Genomic DNA, 22,878 nt, shown 5'->3' with positions numbered 1-22,878 from the left:
GGTTACGTTTTGAAATTTTATCTTCATTTTTTTTATTTAATGAAATTAATGTTGCATAAATAATTTTCCTCGCATATACTTAAACTAAGATAACAATTTTCACAAGATGTTATCTTAGCAAATTCAATTTTGCGAAAAACTATATGTGAGGCGATACAAATGGTCAATGTAAAAGAAGATGTTACATCAAATAATAAACAAACATCTTCTAAAATGTTTCAGCATGCGGAAACGGTGATCCCTGGAGGTGTTACCGCAAATATTAAACATTTTGCTCCAAACCCTATATTCATGAAGGAAGGAAAAGGTAGCAAGTTAATCGATGTTGATGGTATGGAATATATTGATTATTCCTTATGTTATGGCGCATTAATCACTGGACACGGTCACCCGCAAGTGATGCAAGCAACCATCAATCAGTTAACAAATTCAGGAACAATGATTTTTGGAACACCACATGAGTTAGAAGTGGAAATGGCTGAAAAATTGGTAGCCCTTTATCCAAGTATGGATCAAGTGAGATTTACTAACTCCGGAACAGAAGCAGTTCTGCTGGCTATCCGTTTAGCCATAGCCTATACAGGCAAGCCTAAAATTGGAAAATTCGAGGGGCATTACCATGGTGGATTGAATCAGGTCCTTGTAAGCATTAACCCGAGTAAGGAAAATGCCGGGAAAGCTGAATCACCTACACCGGTTTTGGAGTCTAGTGGCATTCCTTTAGATGAACAAGAAAATACAATCGTCTTACCATTTAATGATCTAGAAGCAACGGAAACTTTGTTAAAAAAACATGCAAATGAACTTGCCGCAATTATTTTAGAACCAATACAAGGTGGCTTCATCCCAGCTGATGATTCCTATATGCAAGGATTGGGAAAGCTTACGAAAGAACTTGATATTCTCCTCATTTTCGATGAAGTAAAAACGGGATTTCGTGTCGATATGGGTGGGGCACAGAAACTGTATCGTATGAAACCAGATATAACCGCACTCGGAAAAGTATTGGGTGGAGGTTTACCAGTTGGAGCTGTTGGTGGTAAAAAAGAAATTATGATGCAAAGTGCAGCTAATGCCAAAGGGGATGTGTTCGCTGTTGGTGGAGATAGTAAAGCAACCCAATCGATCGTTTTCCACAGCGGTACGTATAACGGCCATCCACTTGTTTTAGCTGCTGGAATGGAAACAATCCGCATGTTAGAAACTGGCCAATTATTAAAAAATTTAATTTCAAATACAATGTTATTACGAACACGTTTGGAAAAACTTTATTCCTCCTATCAGATCGACATGCAAACGATAGGAGCAGGAAGTATTTTTAATATTATCTTTACGAAAGAACCGATAAAAAACTACCGTGATATGTGGAAAGCAGACACCAATTTTCGCGAAAAAATCGATACAGAATTATTAAATTTAGGAATTTATTTAAAACCATTAAACCGTTACTCCATGTCCATAGCCCATACATTAGACGACATTGAAAAAACGGTCGATGCACATGAAGTAGCGTTGAATCGTGTTTTGAAACCAAAATTTTAAACAGCTAAATAAAATGCCGTTTTTTTTGGAATCCCCTTTTGAATATTTCAGAAGGGGTTTTTTTACACAGATTTGTTTTTTCTGTAAAAGCGGCTGAGTCTCTTAATTTTTAACAACATACTCTCGTTATCTTCTTTCATGTTGAGTGAGGATAATGGGATTTATTAAAAACTTTTACAAGATTTCCGACATTAGCAGCAACAATTTTTAGAAAACTTGGCTTATCGCCAAGCCTTGGCGAAAGCCTTAGTTGCACTTATGCAGTAGGAAAGTTTTATACTATCCTATCTGCTAAAATTAAAAAACTGCACATTTAATTATCTAAAATAAGTAAATGTGCAGTTCAACATTATTACTTCTTCATTGGTATATGAACGCCGCGCTCTTCCGCAACATCAAGTGCTCTTGAGTAACCAGCATCCGCGTGTCTGATAACTCCCATTCCAGGATCAGAAACGAGAACACGTTTGATTTTCTCAGCTGCTTCTTCCGTTCCGTCAGCAACTAATACTTGACCGGCATGGATAGAATAGCCCATTCCAACTCCACCGCCGTGGTGTAAGCTTACCCAACTTGCACCACCAGCTGTATTTACTAGTGCGTTTAAGATCGGCCAGTCTGCAACTGCATCACTTCCGTCTTTCATTGATTCTGTTTCACGGTTTGGTGAGGCAACAGATCCACTGTCTAAATGATCACGTCCAAACACGATTGGTGCGCTAAGTTCACCACTTGCCACCATTTCATTTACTTTTAGGGCAAATTTATGACGTTCTCCGTAACCTAACCAACAAATTCTTGCAGGTAATCCTTGCCATTTAACCATTTTCTGTGCCATGTCAATCCAGTTTACTAATGCTTCGTTTTCACTAAACATTTCTTTTGCTAACTGATCTGTTTTGTAAATATCCTCTGGATCTCCAGATAAAGCAGCCCAGCGGAAAGGTCCATTTCCTTCACAGAACAGTGGACGTAAGTATGCCGGAACGAATCCTGGAAAATCAAATGCGTTTTCTACACCTTGTTCTTTTGCATAATGACGAATATTATTACCATAATCAAATGTTTCTGCGCCAGCTTCTTGTAAAGCTAACATGGCACGGACATGTTTTGCAATCGTTTCTAAAGACAATTGCTCATATTTATCTGGATCTTCTTCCCTTAATTTTAAGGCCTCTTCATATGTCATTCCATTTGGAACATATCCATTTCTCGGGTCATGTGCACTCGTTTGGTCTGTAACGATATCTGGAATAATTCCGCGGTCATGGATTTCTTGGAAAACATCCGCACAATTTCCTACTAGCCCAATCGAAGCTGGCTCACCTTTTTCCGTTAAATCTTTCACTTTTTCTAATGCTTCATCTAAATCTTCACAAATATAATCACAGTAGCCTTCATTAATCTTTCTTTCAATTCGCTTACGGTCAACTTCAACTACTAAAATAACCGCTTTTGCCATTTTACCCGCAAGTGGCTGTGCTCCACTCATTCCACCCATACCACCAGTTAAAATAAATTTACCAGTTAGATCGGGGCTACCGAATAATTTCTTACCAGCTTCAACAAAACTTAAGTAAGTACCTTGAAGAATTCCTTGTGCCCCAATATAAATCCAGCTTCCCGCTGTCATTTGACCATACATCATAAGGCCTTCTTTATCTAACTGATTAAAATGCTCCCAGTTCGCATATGCAGGAACTAAGTTGGAGTTTGCAATTAACACACGTGGAGAATTTTCGTGCGTTCTGAATTTTCCCACTGGCTTACCTGATTGAATTAATAGCGTTTCATCATTTTCTAATTCTTTTAATTCATTAATAATAGCATGATAGCTTTCCCAGTTTCTTGCAGCTTTTCCGATTCCGCCGTAAACAACGAGATCATCTGGATTTTCTGCAACTTCCGGGTCAAGGTTGTTCATTAACATACGAAAAGCAGCTTCCTGAATCCATCCTTTACAAGTTAATTCATTCCCTCTTGGCGCACGAATATCAGTAACTTTCAAACTCATTTTACATCTCCCCTTTTAGTTTAATACATAACTAGACATGTATATCCCACTGTCACGCTTCACATTAACGTAAAATATGTCCATCTTCCACGACAACTTTACCTTGTTTAACAACCGTATGCGCATGGTTCATTCCATATTGGTATGAAAGCATGAGATGATTTTTCACATCAAACATTGTAAAATCTGCATCTTTTCCAACTTCGATACTTCCAATTCTGTCTGCAGCATCAATCGCATGCGCTGCGTTTATTGTTGTTGCCGTAATCACTTCTTCTGGAGTCATGCCCATTTCCAAACAACCTAAATTCATAATAAACTGTAAAGATAATGTCGGAGAAGAGCCTGGATTGGCATCAGTTGATAAGGCAACAGCCATACCTGAGTCAATCATCTTTCTTGCTTCTGCATAATCTGCCATTAAGAAAAATGCGGTACCTGGTAGTAATACCCCGATAACATCGTTTTCGGCCATCATTTGGATTCCTTTATCAGATGCTCTTAATAAATGTTCTGCTGATACGGCTTTTACTTCGGCTGCTGTTTCTGCTCCACCATAAGATTCAATCTCATCTGCGTGGATCTTAGGTTTTAAACCGTATTTTTTACCAGCTTCTAAAATACGATACGATTGTTCAGGCGTAAATACGCCCGCTTCACAAAATACGTCATTAAACACGGCTAGGTTTTTCTCTGCTACGACTGGAAGCATTTCATTAATGACAATATCAACAAATGCTTCCGGATTCTCTTTGTAATCCATTGGAACGGCATGTGCCCCCATAAACGTAGAAATGAGTTCCATCTGATGATCTTCATTCAATTTCTTAGCAACTTCCAACTGTTTTAATTCATGCTCTGTCGTTAGACCGTAACCGCTTTTCGCTTCGATCGTCGTAATTCCATTTAGCAACATTTTGTCTAAACGAACTTTTGATTGTTCATATAATTCATCAAAAGTCGCTTGCTGCGTTGCTCTCGTCGTCGCGTGAATTCCGCCCCCAGCATTCATAATTTCCATATATGTTTTCCCTTGCAATCTCATGGCGTATTCATTTTCACGTGTCCCTGCATAAACAATATGTGTATGCGGATCAATTAATCCAGGGGTAACGATGCGTCCTGTCGCATCTATCACCTCAGCCTGATCGATAAGGTCCTGATGCTCTTTTCTTATTTCTTCATCCGTACCTACTGCAATAACTTTTCCCTCTTGTGATAAAACACTGCCATTTTCGATAATTCCTATGTTGCTCATCGCTTCTTTTTTAGCTGGTTGATTAGAATGACCACTAACAGTAATTAACTCCGTTGCATTTTTTATATATAATACATTTGACATTCTATTACCTCCCTAATACTTTACACTTCAATTTCTTTTAAATAGTCATTTAATCTTTCCATATCTTTATGGAAAATTCTATCCTCAGTTAAACTTGGAACAATGTCATTTACTAATGTCCATTTCTGTCTTATTTTTGGCGAAGCTTTTTCTACTCCTTTGTATTCAAGCGCCTGCATTGCACAAATCGCCTCAATCGTTAACACGCTTCGGCTATTTTGAATAATCGATGATGCATGTCTGGATCCTATCGTACCCATACTTACATGGTCTTCTTGATTAGCGGAAGAAGGGATCGAATCTACACTTGCTGGATGGGCAAGTGTCTTATTTTCCGAGACTAAGGAAGCGGCAACATATTGCATAATCATTGCTCCAGATTGTAAGCCAGGTTCAGGACTTAAAAAAGCCGGCAGACCTTCATTTAATTGCGAATTTACTAAACGTTCAATTCGACGTTCAGAAATATTCGCAAGCTCTGCTACAGCAATTTTTAAGAAATCCATCGCAAACGCAATCGGTTGTCCATGAAAATTTCCACCAGAAATTACTGTATTCCCATTATCAAAAATAAGTGGGTTGTCTGTTGCGGCATTAATTTCAATTTCTAATTTTTCTTTTACATAGTCTAACACTTGCCAAGACGCACCATGTACTTGCGGAATACATCTTAATGAATAAGCATCTTGCACTCTTTTTTCATTTTGTCTTGTCGTTAACTCGCTACCTTCTAACCAATCTACCATTCTTTTAGCTACGTCAATTTGTTGCGGATAACCACGAACTTCGTGAGTTTCTGGTAAAAAGGCATCAATAACACCTTCAAGTGCTTCAAAAGTCATTCCGGCAATCCATTCACTATCTAAAGCTAGTTTTTCTGCCTCTATATAATTGACAACCCCCATCGCTGTCATTGTTTGTGTTCCGTTAATTAATGCCAAACCTTCTTTTGCCTGCAAAATAACTGGGGCGATTTTATGTCTTTCGAATACTTCTGATGAAGGTACGATTTCACCTGAATCGTCAAATACTGAACCTTCTCCAATTAAAACTAATGCTAAATGCGCAAGTGGAGCTAAATCACCGGAAGCACCTAATGAACCTTGTTGTGGGATGACAGGAATAATATTACGATTAATTAATTCGACCAATAATTCGACAACTTCTACTCTAATTCCCGAAAATCCTTTCACAAGAGCATTTAACCTTAACACCATCATCGCTTTCGATACAACCCTTGGAAAAGGATCCCCTACACCGCAAGCATGAGACCGAATTAAATTTAATTGTAAATCCCCAACATTTTCTTCAGCAATTTTGACGTTACTAAATTTACCAAACCCAGTATTAATACCGTATACAGATTCACTGCCTTTTGCAATGTTATCTACCGCCGTTCTACTTGCTTGAACCTTTTCTAAGCTTTCATTCGCAATTTGCACTTGTCGATCGCCGTATAAAATTTCTTTTAGTTCACCAATCGTTAACGTATCACCTGTGAGTTTTATCATACTAGTGGCCTCCCGGTACAGTTCTTTCTATTTAAATGGCTCATCGTTTCTGCTATAACATAACTAATCAGTCTTGCTGTTTTTTCTGCTACATCTAGAGTTGGATTCACTTCAGACACATCAAAGCTTAAAAAGTTCTCCTGCATTACGATATGCTCTGTAATTGTTCTTACCGTCTTTGGATCAAGTCCAAGCGGTGCTGGAGCGCTTACACCTGGAGCATAGGCTTGATTTATAACATCTGTGCAAATTGTATAAATAATATAATCTTGTTTTTTTGCAAACTCATCAATTTTTGTAAATGTATTCTCGATTGGTTCGATCTCATTTTCAAGAACATATTCCACACCAAATTCCTTTGCCGTTAAAAACAATTGCTCGGTGTTTCCTAATTCCTGTATACCAATACATAAGTAATCAGCATTTTTATCCGATTCCAAAATCTGCCGAAACATTGTCCCAGACGAAGGTGTATCATCAATACGCAAATCAAAATGAGCATCTAAATTAATCATACCGATTTTTTTATCATTCCCTACTGCTTCTCTTGCTCCTAGATAATGGCCGTAAAACGTTTCATGACCTCCACCTAAAATGATCGGTATATAATTATTTTCTAATAACTTGGCTACATGCTTACCCAAACGTGCTTGGGCTCCTTCTAAGTCATTGTCGACACATTGTATGTTACCCAAATCTATAATACTTTTTTTTCCGTTATGATAAGGAATGCTTGCAAGTAATTTTCTAATTTCATTCGGAGCTTCAGATGCACCCACTCTACCTTTATTTCTTTTAACACCTTCGTCACATTCAAATCCTACTAAACCAATGTTTTGCTCTTCGTTTTTCTTTAAGTCTTTTACATTTATATTTTGAACTATTTGATGAAGGCGCTTTCCTATTGCGTTCTCGTCTACTCTACCTTTCCACTCATAAAACAAATAAATCACCCCTGCCGACAATATCTCTTTCTATATATTGTATTTCATCCTATTTATTTATTCAAATACGTTTTTTCTATAAATGTATAAATGAAAACTATAAATAAACTTGAAATAAAACAATATAGTTTATTACTATAAAAGAGTTCTAATTTAAAAAATCATGCTATAATAAAGACATGAGTAATAAACTATATTTCTATTACCTAAGGCTAGGGGATACATATGGATGAAAGATTATTACTATATTTCACCACATTAATTGATAAAGGATCTTTTACAAAGGCAGCAAAAGCACTGCATATTTCACAGCCTTCATTAAGTTCAGCCATTAAAAAGCTTGAAGATCATATGGGGCTTTCTTTAATTGAAAGAAGCACCCGAAAAATCTCTTTAACTAAAGAAGGTGAAATTTTATATAAAGAAGCAAAAAAGTTACTCAATCATTTTACATATGTGAAAGAGGAAATGATCCGTTTAAAAGATCAAGGACCTTTGGAGTTGCAGATTGGATTAATTGAATCTGTAAAGTCCTGGCTACCGAAAGTAATTGCTTCTTATAGCGAATCAAACCCTGATATTCACATTAAACTTATTGAAGTGCTTGGACTAAAACAAGTTGAATTAGCTTTACAAAACTATAAAATTCATCTTGCGATAACAAATCAACATTTTGAAAATAACGAAATATTAACAATGCCAATTTATAAAGAAAATTTGGTTGCTGTGCTCCCAAAAGGGCATTCTCTTCAAAACTTCGAAAACATTTCAATTAATGACATAAAAGATGAAGAGTTTATTATTTCCCAAGAAGGGTTTCAAACAAGGCAAGATATATTAAATGCATTTCGAAAATCCGGCATTATTCCAAACATACATTTTGAAATTGAACGATTTGAAACTGCGTGTTCATTAGTCGAGGAAGGCCTTGGCATTACAATCGTTCCAGAAAATTATATTACTGCTTCAAATCATTCACCATTTACAATTAAGAGGATCACAAATAATAATTTATCGCGAACGGTGTATATCGCATTTATGAAAAATCGCTACTTACCGCCGGTTGTAGAAGAGTTTATTACTATTACAAAAGAATTTTTTCAGACTAAAAATGAACTCTAAACTTCATGAGTTCATTTTTTTACCGGAACGGTATTATTTATGAAAACAGCTGATGAAGTTATAGAATTAATGGAATCCATTTAAAAATGCTCTTCCTTTTGTAGAAGAGCATTTTTATTGCTTCATTTTTACGGATATATGCAATTTTGATAAAACAGAAATTGTACGGATAAATATCATCTAGCTGGTTAAATCACGTTTTCCATGGTTATTTCTAGATTTTCGTGGTTAAATTGCGAATTAGCTGGTTAAGTCAAATTTCCCGTGGTTATTTCCGATTTCCCATGGATAATCACTTTTCCCGTGGTCATTATTTTATCAAAATCTAATTATCTTACTGTAAACTACGATGTAAAAAGAGTTTTGTTCGTTCTTTTTGAGGATTTTCCAATACGTCTTTCGGTGAACCGGATTCAACAATTTCCCCTTCGTCCATGAAAATAACGTGATTTGCAACATCTTTTGCAAACGCCATTTCGTGTGTAACGACGATCATCGTCATGTGGTCTTCAGCAAGTTGCTTCATAACCGCCAGTACTTCCTCGGTTAGCTCCGGATCTAATGCCGATGTAGGTTCGTCAAACAATAAAATTTTAGGATTTAGCATAAGCGCTCGTGCAATTGCTACTCGTTGTTTTTGTCCACCTGACAGCCTTGAAGGCAAGTCATCCATTTTAGATAATAAACCAACTTTTTTTAATAGGTCTTCTGTTTGTTTTTCAATAGCGTCATTTGTATTTTTCTTAAGCATTCTCGGTGCAAGCTCTAAATTTTGTTTTACAGTTAAATGAGGGAACAAATTAAAATGTTGAAAAACCATACCCATTTTTCCGGTAATTTCTCTCACTTCATTTGGCTTTGCATAAACTCCATTTTGAACTAAATAAGATCCTTCAACAGCGATACTTCCCCCATTTATTTCCTCAAGATGAATCAAGCTACGTAACATTGTACTTTTTCCAGAACCAGAAGGACCGACAACTGCAACAACATCATTTTTACTCATTGAAAAAGAAAAATCCCGTAATACTTCTAATTCATCAAACGATTTTTTCAAATGCTTTACTTCTAATATTGGCAAGTTAGTCACCCCTTCTTATTCATAGCTAAACCTTTTTTCGAGCCACTTAAAAAATAACGTTAAAACAAGCGTCATACATAAATAAATAATCCCGGCTAAAAAGAACGGTACGATTGTAAAATCTCGGTTCACCGCTGTTTGAGCAAAGTGTAATAGTTCAGGAACTGCAACAGCATAAAGTAATGCAGTATCTTTGACCAGTGTGACAGATTCATTCGCAACAGCTGGTAAAGCAGTGCGGATCATTTGCGGTAATATAACCCGAGTTGTCGTTTGAAATCTGTTCAATCCCAATACTTGAGCCGCTTCATACTGTCCCTTATCAATCGCTATTAAGCCACCTCTAAATATTTCTGCAAAATAGGCGGTATAGTTAAAAATAAATGCTAAACTAGCTGCGGTGAAACGGTCAAGAACTAAATATTCCCCTATAATCGGAAGTAATGGTAATCCAAAAACGAAAAACAATAATTGGAGTAGTAAAGGAGTCCCACGCATTAAATAGATAAAGAGATTTGCCAGCAGGGAGATAACTTTAAATCTACTTCGTACTGCTAAAGTCACTAAAAAACCAAGCGGAATAGATAGAAAAATTGCTATAAAAAATAATAGAACGGTTGCTTGTGCTCCTTCGAGCATCGGTTTTAATATGGATAATAAATACTCTACTGACATAAAGGCCTCCTTCCAAAAGTAAAACACTTTACAAAAGGTAGGTCCATCGCCATCTAATTGGCGATGGACCTATTAAGGTTAAATGCTTTAATTTTCTTTGTTTATAAATTTTACAATGTACGTTTTACTATTAAAATTTAACATGTTACTTCAATACTTTATCTTCACCAAACCATTCTATTGAAATCTCAGCTGCTGTTCCATCTTCATTCATTTCATCCAGTGCATCCTGTAGTTTATTTAATAATTCTTCGTTACCTTTTTTAACACCAACTCCATATTGTTCAGGAGCAAGGGATTCATCTAGTACTTTAAAAACTCCCTCTTCTTGTGCCATATAGTAATCAATAACAACCTCATCAATTACTACAGCTTCAACACGACCAGATTTTAAGTCGCTTAATGCCAAAACATTATCTGCAAACTCAGTAACATTTTTCACTTTTTCAGAAATGGGATTGGAATTTAACGCATCAGCTGCTGAAGAAAGTGCTTGTAAACCAATTTCTTTCCCATCCAAATCTTCTAACTTTTCTATATCTGAATCAATAAGCGTTGTAACAACTTGCGCATTTTCCAAATATGGTTTTGTAAAGAGAACTTTTTCTTTTCGTTCATCTGTAATCGTATATCCATTCCAAATCAAGTCAATTCTATCACTGGATAATTCCGTTTCTTTTGTTTTCCAATCAATTGGTTGAAAGGTTACTTCCATGCCCATATGTTCAGCTGCCGCTTTTGCATAATCGATGTCAAATCCAGTCAGTTCATTATCTTCATCACGAAAACCCATTGGAGCGAACTTGTCGTCAACTCCAATTACTAACGTTTCCTTATCACCATCATTCTTACTTTCTTTTTCCTCTGTTTCGTCAACATCTGAAGTTGAACCTCCACATCCAGCAATGACTAACAGCAAAAACAAACTCAGAATCCCCATTTTTCCCAATATTTTCTTCATTATTTTCCCCCTTTGAAATTTTTCATTGTTCTTTCTAAAATTATATTGTAAAACTAAAAACTAGTTTGACAAGCCAGACCTTACTGCAGTTACATCACTTACAGAATTTGCGATACGGGAAAGCCCATGCAGGACTTTTAGTCCGCCTTTAGGTATGGAATGAAAGTATCGCTTTTGCGTAGCAAAACGTGGTATAATTTCTATATAGACAAGTAAAAGTCTTTAAAACAATCCTGTTCTTTGAAAATAGAGTACATATGAGGTTGGAGTAGCAAATTCTTCTACTCCGTAAAATGTGTTGAGTCGTCAAGCACAAGACGCTAAAACATAGTGGAACACTCAAAAATATGTGATTGATGGTAACAGTCAATCAGCCTAAGATGCTACATGCACTGTCTTAGGAGCGGTGATGGCACACCGCAATCTTGCACGTCAGCGATACCAGAAATGGACTTCGCCTTTGGTAGCAAGAATCCCACTGACGTTAGTCAGCTTGCTCCTTTAGAGGTGGGAGTGTCAAATATTTCTTTATATAGAATAATAAATCTCTATGGTTATCTTTTATTTGCGGTAACAAATCAACGTTCAATTCCTCATATTCTTCATCTGTATAACCATGAAACCTTTCTAATTTTTCAATATAATTATCCATACTAAATGATTGTGCTGCCGATTTTTGTAATTGTTCTACTGCTATATTTTAAACGACTTGATGAAATCGCTTACCTTTTGCATTTAAGTCTTCTCTTCCAGTCCATTCAAAGAACAAGGACATCACACTCCTAACTACAATACTGTTACCTTTATTTTATGGCAAATAATTTATAAATACAAATACAAATACGTTTTTTCTATAAATTTATAACTTTTTGTTATAAGTATTGTTTTGATACGCAAGTTAGCGATCAAAAAAGTTGTAATCGATTAGATATTTAGACTGTTATTCAACAAATTGTATACTACATTCAATAATAGCAGGGCACATTTCTATATCGAATGAAAAAACACCTAACTGAAATATTAAGTGTTTTCACGATTCACTCTATTCAAATTCAACAATCATTTCAATTTCTAATGGAATATTAAAAGGCAATGATGGCGCCGACACTGCAGTACGCGCATGTTTACCATTTTCCCCGAATACATCCATAATCAGTTGCGATGCACCATTCATAACAGTTGGCTGTTCAAAAAAGTCATCTTTTGAATGAACGAAACAAAGTAATTTAACGATTTTTGTTACACGATTTAAGTCACCTAATTCCTTTTCAATAACTGCTAAACAATTCAATGCTGTTAACCTAGCTGCTTCATATCCTTCTTCAACTGTTATATCAACTGCAACTTTCCCTGTAAAAGGAAGCTCTCCATTTTCTGCCCGACAATCTTGTCCAGAAGTATACAGTAAATTCCCTGTTACTTGACTCGTAATATACAATCCCGCAGGTTCAGGTGCTTTCGGTAACGTAATATTTAATTCTTTCAAACGATCATAAACATTCATTTTCATCTATCCTTTCAGTAATTTTAAAAGCGAAGAAATTAAATCCATCCCTATTTACAAAGAAAACTTAGCCGGATTAATCCCCAACGAGAGACGATATTTTAAAAGAATTTTTAGACCTTGGTATTGCTCCAAATATAAAATTTGAAATCGAACGATTCGAAACCGCATATTCCCTTGTCGAATAAGGAATTGGTGTAACCATTGTTCCCGAAAACTATATTCGCTCCTTTAATATCGATGCATCGCAAATTAAACATTTTGATATGAGCATTTGTCGAGAACGGTATATATCGCATTTTAAAAAGCCGATATTTACCTGCAGTTGTCGAACGATTAAGTAGCACACCATGTCACTGCAATGCTCGCTCATATTTACCTGCTATTTATAGAAGTTTTCGTAATACATTCATAAACTGTTCATTTTGTTCATGCGTACCAATTGGAACATAATTCGTTAAACCCCAACCCGCACACGGACGAATAATGAAACCATGCTTTAATAAATTTTCAAATAACATAAAGCCGTCTGTTTTTACATCAACAAACAAAAAATTCGTATGAGAAGGATATACTGTACAACCAAGTTCTTCTAGCTGTTTCGTTAAAAACACCTTTTCTTCTACATTCATCTTTGCATGTTTTTGTGCAAATCCTTCATCCCCGATGCTCGCTACAGCACCCGCAATTGCTACTCGGTTTAAAGCAAATGGATCACGTAAACGTAAGATTGGTTCTAGCACTTCTTTTCTTCCAATTGCATAACCGACACGCAATCCTGCCAAACTATAAAATTTAGAGAAGGTACGAATGGTCAATACGCTATATCCTGCTTTGAAAAAATCTATTCCCGTTTTATATCCATCTACATCAACATACTCAATATATGCTTCATCTAAAATGACTAGTACATCTTCAGATACTTCACGAATAAACTGTTCTAACTCACCGTGATCCACAATCGTTCCTGTCGGATTGTTCGGATTACAAATAAAAATCAATTTCGTCCTATCCGTTATTTTTTCTTTCAACGCTTCCAAATCAAATGTAAAATCTTCACGTAGTGATACTTCAACCGGAACGCCACCCATCAATAATGTGGATGAACGATATGCAGGAAATGTCGGTGTACAATATAATACTTCATCCCCTGCATTCACATACGCACTAATGACAAGGGAAATGACATTGTCTGCACCATTACCTGTTACAATTTCATCTGCTGAAACATTATAAAGTGTAGCTAAGGTTTCTCGTAAAACTGACGCCGATGTATCTGGATACAAATGTGCTTCCAAAACAGAGTCTTGCATTGCCTTTTGTGCTTTTTTAGATGGTCCTAAAGGATTTTCATTCGAAGCAAGTCGATGCACCTCTTCTAATCCATACTCTTTTTTCACTTCTTCAATAGACTTCCCCGGAACGTATGCTGCAATTTCCGTCACTTCTTTTCTCCATTCCATTCGAAACACCTCTCGTATTACAGTTTTTAACGTCTGTAAAATAATTGTAAAACATTGCTTACTTCATCTGAAACAATTTGAATAATCGTTTCACCGATTTCCTTCGTTGCCAATGCTGGATCATCTGAAAACCCATCCATTTCTTTCCAAATATTATTTGGTGTTAACGTAACATAAGTTGGAAACTCCAGCACTTTTGCATCTCGATCAACTGCACTTTTCGAAAGCTTAGACAGATCGACATCTCTTTCATCAACAGCCATCATAATCGATGTTTCAAACTGACCAGCATGCCCAACATCGTACACATGCTTTTCTTTTTTAAATATGGCTAAAGCATCTTGTGCTATTTCCCAATAAGAAGCCGCAACGATATAATATGTTGGATATTGCTCATGTAATTTTTTCATTGCGAGCCGAATGATCTCCCCGTTTCCACCATGACTATTCAATAAGAAAATTTTCTTAAATCCACTTTTTATAACACTTTCTACGATATCTTTTAATAGTTGTAACATCGTTTCAACAGATAACGAAATTACTCCAGCATATAAAAAATGATGTGGAGAATAACCAAACGATAAATGTGGTCCTAAAACAATCGGCACATATTGTGATGCTTTTTCCACGCTCGCTTCAGCAATGGTCGTCATAATGACATTATCTGTATGTACAGGAAGATGCGGGCCATGCTGCTCCATCGCACCTACTGTGACGACCACAACATTTCCCGCATCTGCTGCACTCTTAATTTCTTCACGTGTCATTGTTTCCCATTTTTTCAAGATAGACACCTCGACTTAGAGTAGTAAATATGCAATCGGCGTAACAATAATAATCGTCAAAATTGTACGCTCAATCCATAAAACAATTAATTTAGGAATACTTACTGGAATTTCTGTTGCTAAAATACAAGGAATAAGTGCTGAGAAAAATAGAATCGCTGATACAGATACAACCGCAATGACAAATTTCGTAATTAACGGTGCATCCACTACAAGTAATGACGGTAAGAACATTTCTGCAATTTCAATCGCTGATGCCTTTGCCGCTAATAAAGGTTCAGGAACTTGCATTAACCATGTAAACGGATAAAAAATATATCCTACAATATCAAATAAAGGAGTATACTCAGATAAAATTAATCCTAACAGTCCAATTGACATAATTGATGGTAAAATGGCCATCGTCATTTCAAAACCATCTTTAAAATTAATCCAAATATTTTTCGGTAAAGATGGTGCTTTATCCGCTGCCTCCATCGCTTGATTCCACGCAACTTTCAACCGATCTTTTTTCACAATTTCTTCCGGATATCCTTCTTGCCCTTCATAATAATCATCACTTAACTTACTTAATGGCCAAATACGAACGGTAATCGCCGTTACTAAAAATGTAACGACTAATGTGACCCAAAAATAGATGTTCCAAATATTCATAATGTCTAATGTTTTTGCAATGATAATCATAAATGTAACAGATACCGTTGAGAACCCTGTCGCAATAATTGTTGCCTCACGAACTGTATACATCCCTTTTTTAAACACTCGGTTTGTAATAAGCAACCCGATTCCATAACTTCCGACGAAAGATGCAACAGCATCAATAGCTGAACGACCCGGCGTTCTCCAAATTGGACGCATCACTGGTTGCAGAAACACACCAGCAAATTCTAATAAACCGTATCCGACAAGTAACGCTAAAAATACTGCCCCGACTGGTACGATTAACCCGACAGACATGACTAAATTATCAAATAGGTATGGAGCCATATCAGGATCTGCCATCCATGCAGGTGCAAAATCAAATACTAACATTATCGTAACAATTGCTCCGACTATTTTAAAGAAAGATAAAATCATTTCAACAATATTTTTATTCCACGTTTTTTTGTAAAACGGATGAATCGCCCCAAAAATAATGACAATTAAAATATAATACGGAATTGCAGGTCCAAACGCTTCTTTTAATAATGTAACAATATGGTCTAACGGAATCGTCCGATTATCATTGATTGTAATCGGGATAAAGAATGTGAAAATTCCTATAAAACTAAGTACAAAAAACTTTATATAATTGCCCGTGTTATAAATACTTTTTCCACTTCCCATGTCTATCTTCCTTTCAATCATAAAATATAAAATAACGCTTTCATAAATTAATTAAAATACTTATATTTAATACAGTTCAGTATATGTCAATTTCAGCATATGGACAAATACTAAATATCTATATATTTATAGCTTGTATTTATAAATCTATTAGAAAAATCGGGCAAAATGCGGCCCAGTCCTTTTCTCTCTTTCCATGACTAGAGAATATCCGATAATTTAATAGCAACATGGAATAAGAATTTATCAACCAATTTCATCAAATAAGCACAAAGTAATTTATCCACTGGACAATTAATTTATCTAGTCAATTCCTAATCCAACCTCAGAAGGGAAAAGTCAACTTATCGCGATTCCAATCTGTGACTTTATCCTCAAAATCGCTTGTTTTTCAAGGATTTCTTTTTATTTTCTCTAAGCATACCTTATACTTTTATATATGATGATTTCTTTAAGGGGGAACTTACTTGAAAAAAATAAAAGTAATTGAAATGGGCGGTACCATTTCAGGATACGGGAAAGACAGATTAGATTTAAAAGATTACATATCTGGCATATATTGTGGGGAGGATTTTTTGAAAGCGATCCCTGAAATAGACGAGATTGCTGATGTGTCATTTGAATCATTTTTACGTATTAGTAGTACAAAAATAAACTCCGACCATTGGATCCAATTAAGAAAAAAAGTGATGTCTAGTTTATTAGAAGAAAATTTTGATGGGATCGTTATTACACACGGGACAAATACATTAGAAGAATCTGCTTATTTTCTTCATTTAACTTTACCGACTGAAAAACCAATTATTTTTGTCGGAGCACAGCGCCCTTTTACTGCATTGAGTTCAGATGCTCATTTAAATTTACTAAATGCAATACGGGTTGCAGCTAGTGATGAGGCGAAAAATAAAGGAGTTCTCGTTTTACTAAACGATGAAATAAGTAGTGCCCGTGAAGTAACAAAAACAAATACATATCGAATAGAAGCGTTTCAATCTGGTCAATTTGGATATTTAGGATTTATCGATCCAGATAATAAAGTTCAGTTTTACCGTCAGCCTACAAGAAAACATACAGTTAACTCTGAGTTTTCATCTTTAGATTTTACTGAACTTCCGGATGTTGAAATTGTCTTCTCCTATGCAGGAGCTACAGGGCATTTAATAGACTATATTACCGAAAGTAAAAAGTTTAGCGGAATAATAACAGCGGGAACCGGGGCGGGACTTATCTCACCAAGTGAAATTGAAGCATTACAACGTGCAACCGATAACGGATTATTTATCGTGAGAAGCAGTCGGGTTGGTAATGGACGTGTTGTCCCGATCGATCCTTATAAAGACTATAACTTTATTAGCGGAGATAATCTCCTTCCTCAAAAAGCACGCATTCTTCTTATGCTAAGTTTATTAAAATATAATAGTGTAAAAGAGATTCAAACAGTGTTTGATGACTATTAATAGAGGATGCATTTTTAAAAAAACAGTACATAACTTGAGGATTTGCACATCCTTGGGGAAAACGGTGCATACTTTTAGGATTTGGCACTTCTTTGGAAATAACAGCACATGCTTTGGAAAATCGGTTCATCTTTGGAAATAATAGTACATACTTTGGTGGATCGGTACATTTCCGGAAATATCAGCACATCTTTAAAGAGAACAGCACATGCTTCGAGGAAGCGGCACATACGCCATCCTCTAAAAATTGCACATTTTCTACAAAACTAATATGTTTGGGACGGGAACAACAAGCTTTCCTTCGTCCCATTCTTAATTGAGCAGCAAAAAAAGGGTTACAAAAATGTAACCCTTTTTAGTTTCAAATTATTTAGTTACCTTTTCACTCATTAACATTGTACCATGTTCTTTTAGGTGTGTATGCCATGAGAATGCTTTGTCAAGCATATGTGGTGTATGGCCACCAACTTTTTCTTTTGCCTCTTCGAAGTATTCACGTAACTGTGCTTTGTACTGAGGGTGTGCACAGTTTTCAATAATTTTTTCAGCTCTTTGAACTGGAGCAAGACCACGAACATCAGCAAATCCTTGTTCCGTTACGATAACATCTACATCATGTTCTGTATGGTCTACATGTGATACAAACGGAACGATTGTAGAAATATCTCCGCCTTTTGCTAGTGAAGACGTTACAAAAATTGTAATTCTAGCATTTCGGGCAAAGTCACCAGATCCACCGATTCCGTTCATTACTCTCGTTCCACTTACATGTGTTGAGTTTACGTTTCCGTAAATATCAACTTCAATTGGTGTGTTAAAGGAAATAACTCCTAAACGACGAATGTTTTCTGGATGGTTAGAAATTTCTTGTGGTCTGAAAACAATTTTATCTTTATATTTAGCTAGATCTTCGCCTAAAGATTCTACACGTTTTTTAGAAAGTGAGAATGCAGTTGCAGATGCGAATTTAACAACTCCCGCATCAATTAAGTCAAAGATACCGTCTTGTAGTACTTCAGAGTATACTTCAATATCTTTAAACTGAGAATCTTTCATTCCGCTTAATACTGCGTTTGCTACAGAACCTACTCCTGACTGAAGTGGTGCTAAAGATTCTGGTAAACGGCCTGCTTCAACCTCACCCGCAAAGAAATCTAGTAAGTTATCAGCAATTTGTTGTGTTTCTTCATTCGGTTCAAATAATGGAGATGGAATATCAGGCTGTTCTGATAAAATGATTCCCTTTACTTTATCAGGATCAACTTTAATTCCAATATCACCGATACGATCTCCAACACTGTACATTGGAATTTCTTTACGCTCACCTTGTTCCTCGAGCACAACGATGTCATGCAACCCTTCGTACTCTTTTGGTGCTGTCGTGTTAAGTTCAATGATAACATTATCCGCTTTTTCAACGAAGATTGGTGAATTTCCAACAGATCCAGTTGGAATGATCATACCGTCTTCCGTAATTGCAGCTGCTTCAATGATAGCGTAATCAATGTTACCCAAATTCCCTTTCCTTACCTCTTCTGCTGTATGAGATAAATGCTGATCAATATAGAACATTTCTCCGCTATTGATCTTTCCACGCATTACCGCATTTCCTTGATAAGGAACACGTAAATTTATAATATCTGACTCAGCCATTGATTGGTCTGCAGTTGGTCCTAATGATGCTCCAGTATATAGGTTAACTTTAAAATTCTCTTTTTTACCACGTTCTGAAAGTGCAAGAGGAAATTCCTTTGGCTCTCCAAAAAGTGTAAATCCGCTCATTCCCAAATTCATACCATCTTTGATCCATGAAGCAGCCTCTTCAGCTGATACAACCTTGTCTAAGAACGCTTTATTTCTTATGAATTGGCTTAAATCAATTCCCACAAAAATCACCTCTTAAAAGTTTTAATTCTAACATTATTTTATCATTTTTAATGTAATATTCATGTCCTTATGTATGAAAGGGCTTAATTCTCTACTGAATTACGTTTTTCTGTACATTAAAGACATATTTGAAAATGACTATTTTTCCTAAAACCCCATAATCTTCCTAATCTTCTTGGAATAAGTCTGACTTACCGGGACACGTGACTCATCTGACATGATTAAAATAAAGCTTGAATGTGAATCAGGTTGAATTTCTTTTATTTGATTTAAATTAATTATATACGATCTATGACAGCGAATAAACGTATTTTTTGGCAACACAACTTCAAGTTCTGTTAAATTGAAACGATGCGTGCCTTGTTTATTTTTTGATGTTACATACGTTTTGCGATTTTGCGCTTCCATATAAATGATATGACTAAAATGTATTGGCACCCATCGATCTGTTATTTTTACTGTTAAATAAGGAATGAAGAGAAATTCAGGTTCTTGGGGAAATATTGCAGTCATTGCTCCAATTACTTGTTTATCCTGCAAAATGGGATGAGAAATTGCATAGTAATCTACACCAAACCTGTTATTGTCTTTCATTTCTTTCACACGTCTTTTTTCCTGAATTGCTTTAAAAGTAACCGTGTCTGAGTGCACGGGATCTCCTGGTTTAATGTCTAAATCGATATCCAAACTTGGCTGATAATAAATAAAATGAGTTAGATCTGCAATCGCAATTGAACTTCTATTCGGGAAAAGATTATAATAGCTATTAAATAATTGGTGTACAATTGATTTATCCAATTTTTCACCCCACATTGATCACTCTCTTTGGTACTTGATAGTTACTTAGTCAAATAACATTTTTTCAAGTCGAAGTGGTTCAACATAATTTCCATCTTGATCATATACCCGCATATTGCCGCCAGAAATTTCATCTATTAACATGATTTTCTCTGTTTTCTTATCCCGTCCGAATTCTAGTTTGATATCGTACAAAGATAAGCCTTTTTTCTCCAATTCATTTTTAATTACTTCAGAGATTTCTTTCGTTAACTTTTCTAGTTGTGCATATTCTTCTCTTGTTAAAATATTTAATGCTTCTAGTGCGTCTTTTGAAATTGGAGGATCCCCGCGTTCATCATCTTTAATCGTCACCTCAACGAACGCATCAAGTGGCTGCCCTTTTTCACAATAGGCACCATAACGGCGATAGAAACTACCTACTGCTCGGTAGCGGCAAATGACTTCTAATCCATTACCGAACATCTCCGCATCTTTTACCGTCATCGACACTTCATCCATATCTGCTTTTATGTAATGAGTTGGGATGTTTTTCTCGTGTAATTTTTCAAAGAAATATTTCGTCATTTTTAGTCCGGACTTTCCGGCGCCTTCTACGGTTAAACCGACTGTATTCGCTCCCGGGTCAAAAATTCCGTCTTCACCTGTGACATCATCTTTAAATTTCAATTTAATATTGCCATCATTCAAGCGATAGACATCCTTCGTTTTTCCTGTATAGATAAGATTCATTAGACTTTTTCCCTTCCAAATCTCTAGATACTTCTAGTATAAAATAGTTACGAGAAAATAAAAAGAAAAAGCCCCATTGCAAAGGACTTTCAAAATTAATGAAATATTGGTAGTGTAATAACAATCATCATACCGAACACAATCGTTAAATAACTTAACGAAAAGTAAAACATATTATTGGCATATTTCTTATGATCTTCCGTAAATAATCCACGAATCGCAAGAACGAGCCAAGCCACATTTAAAATTGACGTGATTACGACAAAACCTGTCCCTAATGAAGTTAAAAACAAGGGGAGTGGTAGTAAACACGCAACATAAACAGCAGATTGTCTTTTTGTCATATCAAATCCATAAACAACAGGTAACATTGGAACCTTCGCTGCTTTATATTCCTCATAGCGTCTGATTGCAATCGCAAATGTATGCGGAATTTGCCAAATAAATAAAATAATAAATAATACGATAGGGATGATATGATAAGCAGACGTTACAGTTGCCCATCCAATTAGCGGTGTGAACGCACCAGAAACACTCCCGATTACAGTGTTTAACGTATATTTTCTCTTAGACCAAAATGTATACAAAACGACATAAGTGAACCAGCCTAAAAATCCATAAACCGCTGCTTCAATCGTTGTAAAAAACAACAACAACATACCAAGAGCAGAACTTGTAATACCCAAAGTTAATACAAACTTCATGGAGAAATTACCAGTTACCGTGGGACGTTGTTGTGTCCGGTCCATCTCCTTGTCCAAATCAACTTCATACCAATTATTTAAAATTAACGCTCCAGCCATAACGAGTGTTCCGCCGATCGTCATATAAAGAAATTTTTCCCAAACATCAAAAAATGAAACCTCCGTAAAATATAAGGCAAGCCAAAATCCACTTAAAATTGGAAGTATGTTTGCAATTAACACAATGCCTTTTACAAGAGATTTTAAATCGGTTAAAAAGCCACGAATCGTTTGTTTTTCCATATTACACTCCGATGAAATCAATGAATTGCACCTCTTTACACCATTTATCCAACCTTATTATAACATGCGGTTCTACGACATTCTATTTAAAAATATTACATAATAAGGACAATTTATAATAGATCCAAGTTCTAAATCATTCTAAATAACAATAGTATAATAAATGATAAAATGTAAGCATCGCCAATAATATAGCTTTTGTGTTAAAAAACACAAACAAATACGAGGAGTGAACTTATGCTTGAAGGAAAACGTATTGCGTTAATTGGTGGAGATAAAAGATACATACAGGCAATCCATCATTTAGCAAACAAAAATGCCGATGTTTTTATTGTAGGTTTTTCTGATATCAATTTCGAACATTCAAACATCCATCAAAAATCTGTCCATGCAATTGACTTTAGTCAAATTGATTACATTGTCCTTCCAATTCTAGGATTAGATGAACAAGGTTGCGTTGAATTAAATTACCCAGCCGGAAAAGCAACAATAACAAAAGAAATGATTCAAAGAACGCCAGAACACTGCGTCATTTATACGGGAACAGCTAATGATACATTAAAAAATTTGGCGAAAAACAGTAACCGCAAACTTATGATCTTATTTGAACGTGATGATATGGCAATTGCCAACTCAATCCCTACAGCAGAAGCAACTTTACAAATTGCCATGGAAAATACCGATTATACGATCCACGGGGCAAATGTGTTAATTACAGGTTTTGGACGTGTCGGAATAACGATGGCTC

19 protein-coding genes are annotated in these 22,878 nt (G+C 35.8%); 4 read left to right on the top strand and 15 right to left on the bottom strand.

All coding sequences use genetic code 11. The features are described 5' to 3' along the window. The first annotated feature begins 159 nt into the window (after positions 1–159). The gene (locus ACPYKA_RS04080) at positions 160–1,542 is read left to right on the top strand and encodes an aspartate aminotransferase family protein (RefSeq protein WP_479541109.1); all 1,383 of its coding nucleotides are present in this window, start codon (positions 160–162) and stop codon (positions 1,540–1,542) included. A gap of 352 nt (positions 1,543–1,894) precedes the next feature. On the opposite strand, the gene hutU is transcribed toward ACPYKA_RS04080, so the two are convergent. The 4 genes from hutU to hutG all read right to left on the bottom strand — a co-directional run bounded on the left by hutU (position 1,895) and on the right by hutG (position 7,353). After that, the gene (gene hutU / locus ACPYKA_RS04075; protein ID WP_479541108.1) at positions 1,895–3,556 is read right to left on the bottom strand and encodes a urocanate hydratase; all 1,662 of its coding nucleotides are present in this window, start codon (positions 3,554–3,556) and stop codon (positions 1,895–1,897) included. Positions 3,557–3,620: 64 nt separating this feature from the next. Beyond that, positions 3,621–4,898 carry an imidazolonepropionase gene (hutI, locus tag ACPYKA_RS04070; protein ID WP_479541107.1) on the bottom strand — a complete coding sequence of 426 codons (1,278 nt, stop codon included), beginning with the start codon at positions 4,896–4,898 and terminating at the stop codon, positions 3,621–3,623. A 20-nt stretch (positions 4,899–4,918) separates the two neighbouring features. Then, positions 4,919–6,409, bottom strand: coding sequence for a histidine ammonia-lyase (hutH, locus tag ACPYKA_RS04065; RefSeq protein WP_479541106.1), 1,491 nt, complete (start codon positions 6,407–6,409; stop codon positions 4,919–4,921). Further along, positions 6,406–7,353 carry a formimidoylglutamase gene (hutG, locus tag ACPYKA_RS04060; RefSeq protein WP_479541105.1) on the bottom strand — a complete coding sequence of 316 codons (948 nt, stop codon included), beginning with the start codon at positions 7,351–7,353 and terminating at the stop codon, positions 6,406–6,408. Before hutG ends, hutH begins: the two co-directional genes overlap by 4 nt. 225 nt (positions 7,354–7,578) lie before the next feature. Between hutG and ACPYKA_RS04055 the strand changes: the two genes are divergently transcribed. After that, on the top strand, positions 7,579–8,475 hold the full coding sequence (locus ACPYKA_RS04055; protein WP_479541104.1) for a LysR family transcriptional regulator: 897 nt from the start codon (positions 7,579–7,581) through the stop codon (positions 8,473–8,475). Between the two features lie 334 nt (positions 8,476–8,809). On the opposite strand, the gene ACPYKA_RS04050 is transcribed toward ACPYKA_RS04055, so the two are convergent. The 7 genes from ACPYKA_RS04050 to ACPYKA_RS04020 form a co-directional block, all read right to left on the bottom strand. Continuing rightward, entirely contained in the window at positions 8,810–9,556 is a 747-nt protein-coding gene (locus tag ACPYKA_RS04050) for an amino acid ABC transporter ATP-binding protein (RefSeq protein WP_479541103.1), read from the bottom strand. 15 nt (positions 9,557–9,571) lie between these two features. Next, on the bottom strand, positions 9,572–10,231 hold the full coding sequence (locus ACPYKA_RS04045; protein ID WP_479541102.1) for an amino acid ABC transporter permease: 660 nt from the start codon (positions 10,229–10,231) through the stop codon (positions 9,572–9,574). A gap of 145 nt (positions 10,232–10,376) precedes the next feature. After that, the gene (locus tag ACPYKA_RS04040; RefSeq protein WP_479541101.1) at positions 10,377–11,192 is read right to left on the bottom strand and encodes an amino acid ABC transporter substrate-binding protein; all 816 of its coding nucleotides are present in this window, start codon (positions 11,190–11,192) and stop codon (positions 10,377–10,379) included. 1,042 nt (positions 11,193–12,234) lie between these two features. After that, a complete protein-coding gene (locus ACPYKA_RS04035) occupies positions 12,235–12,696 on the bottom strand; it encodes a RidA family protein (RefSeq protein WP_479541100.1) in 462 nt (153 codons plus the stop codon). A 386-nt stretch (positions 12,697–13,082) separates the two neighbouring features. Then, the gene (hisC, locus tag ACPYKA_RS04030; RefSeq protein ID WP_479541099.1) at positions 13,083–14,159 is read right to left on the bottom strand and encodes a histidinol-phosphate transaminase; all 1,077 of its coding nucleotides are present in this window, start codon (positions 14,157–14,159) and stop codon (positions 13,083–13,085) included. A gap of 26 nt (positions 14,160–14,185) precedes the next feature. Then, positions 14,186–14,944, bottom strand: coding sequence for a creatininase family protein (locus tag ACPYKA_RS04025; protein WP_479541098.1), 759 nt, complete (start codon positions 14,942–14,944; stop codon positions 14,186–14,188). A gap of 15 nt (positions 14,945–14,959) precedes the next feature. Then, complete coding sequence (locus tag ACPYKA_RS04020; protein ID WP_479541097.1) at positions 14,960–16,270, bottom strand: YjiH family protein; 1,311 nt, start codon at positions 16,268–16,270, stop codon at positions 14,960–14,962. A 467-nt stretch (positions 16,271–16,737) separates the two neighbouring features. On the opposite strand from ACPYKA_RS04020, the gene ACPYKA_RS04015 reads away from it, so the two are divergent. Then, entirely contained in the window at positions 16,738–17,727 is a 990-nt protein-coding gene (locus tag ACPYKA_RS04015; protein ID WP_479541096.1) for an asparaginase, read from the top strand. 366 nt (positions 17,728–18,093) lie between these two features. On the opposite strand, the gene ACPYKA_RS04010 is transcribed toward ACPYKA_RS04015, so the two are convergent. From ACPYKA_RS04010 to cyoE, 4 genes are all read right to left on the bottom strand, one after another. Continuing rightward, positions 18,094–19,614, bottom strand: coding sequence for a succinate CoA transferase (locus tag ACPYKA_RS04010; RefSeq protein WP_479541095.1), 1,521 nt, complete (start codon positions 19,612–19,614; stop codon positions 18,094–18,096). 147 nt (positions 19,615–19,761) lie between these two features. Continuing rightward, on the bottom strand, positions 19,762–20,412 hold the full coding sequence (locus ACPYKA_RS04005) for a LytTR family DNA-binding domain-containing protein (RefSeq protein WP_479541094.1): 651 nt from the start codon (positions 20,410–20,412) through the stop codon (positions 19,762–19,764). 45 nt (positions 20,413–20,457) lie between these two features. Then, complete coding sequence (locus ACPYKA_RS04000) at positions 20,458–21,144, bottom strand: phosphoribosylaminoimidazolesuccinocarboxamide synthase (RefSeq protein ID WP_479541093.1); 687 nt, start codon at positions 21,142–21,144, stop codon at positions 20,458–20,460. A 95-nt stretch (positions 21,145–21,239) separates the two neighbouring features. Further along, positions 21,240–22,130: a heme o synthase gene (gene cyoE / locus ACPYKA_RS03995; RefSeq protein ID WP_479541092.1), complete on the bottom strand. Its 891-nt coding sequence runs from the start codon at positions 22,128–22,130 to the stop codon at positions 21,240–21,242. 237 nt (positions 22,131–22,367) lie between these two features. Here cyoE and ACPYKA_RS03990 point away from each other — a divergent pair. Further along, the coding region (locus tag ACPYKA_RS03990; RefSeq protein ID WP_479541091.1) for a dipicolinate synthase subunit DpsA at positions 22,368–22,878 on the top strand (511 nt) is incomplete at its 3' end.

Source organism: Pseudogracilibacillus amylolyticus (SeqCode) (genome assembly GCF_051918545.1).
Taxonomy (GTDB): Bacteria; Bacillota; Bacilli; order Bacillales; family Amphibacillaceae; genus Pseudogracilibacillus.
The sequence above is the reverse complement of the archived record's forward strand: the minus strand, read 5'-3'. Positions and strand labels throughout refer to the sequence as shown.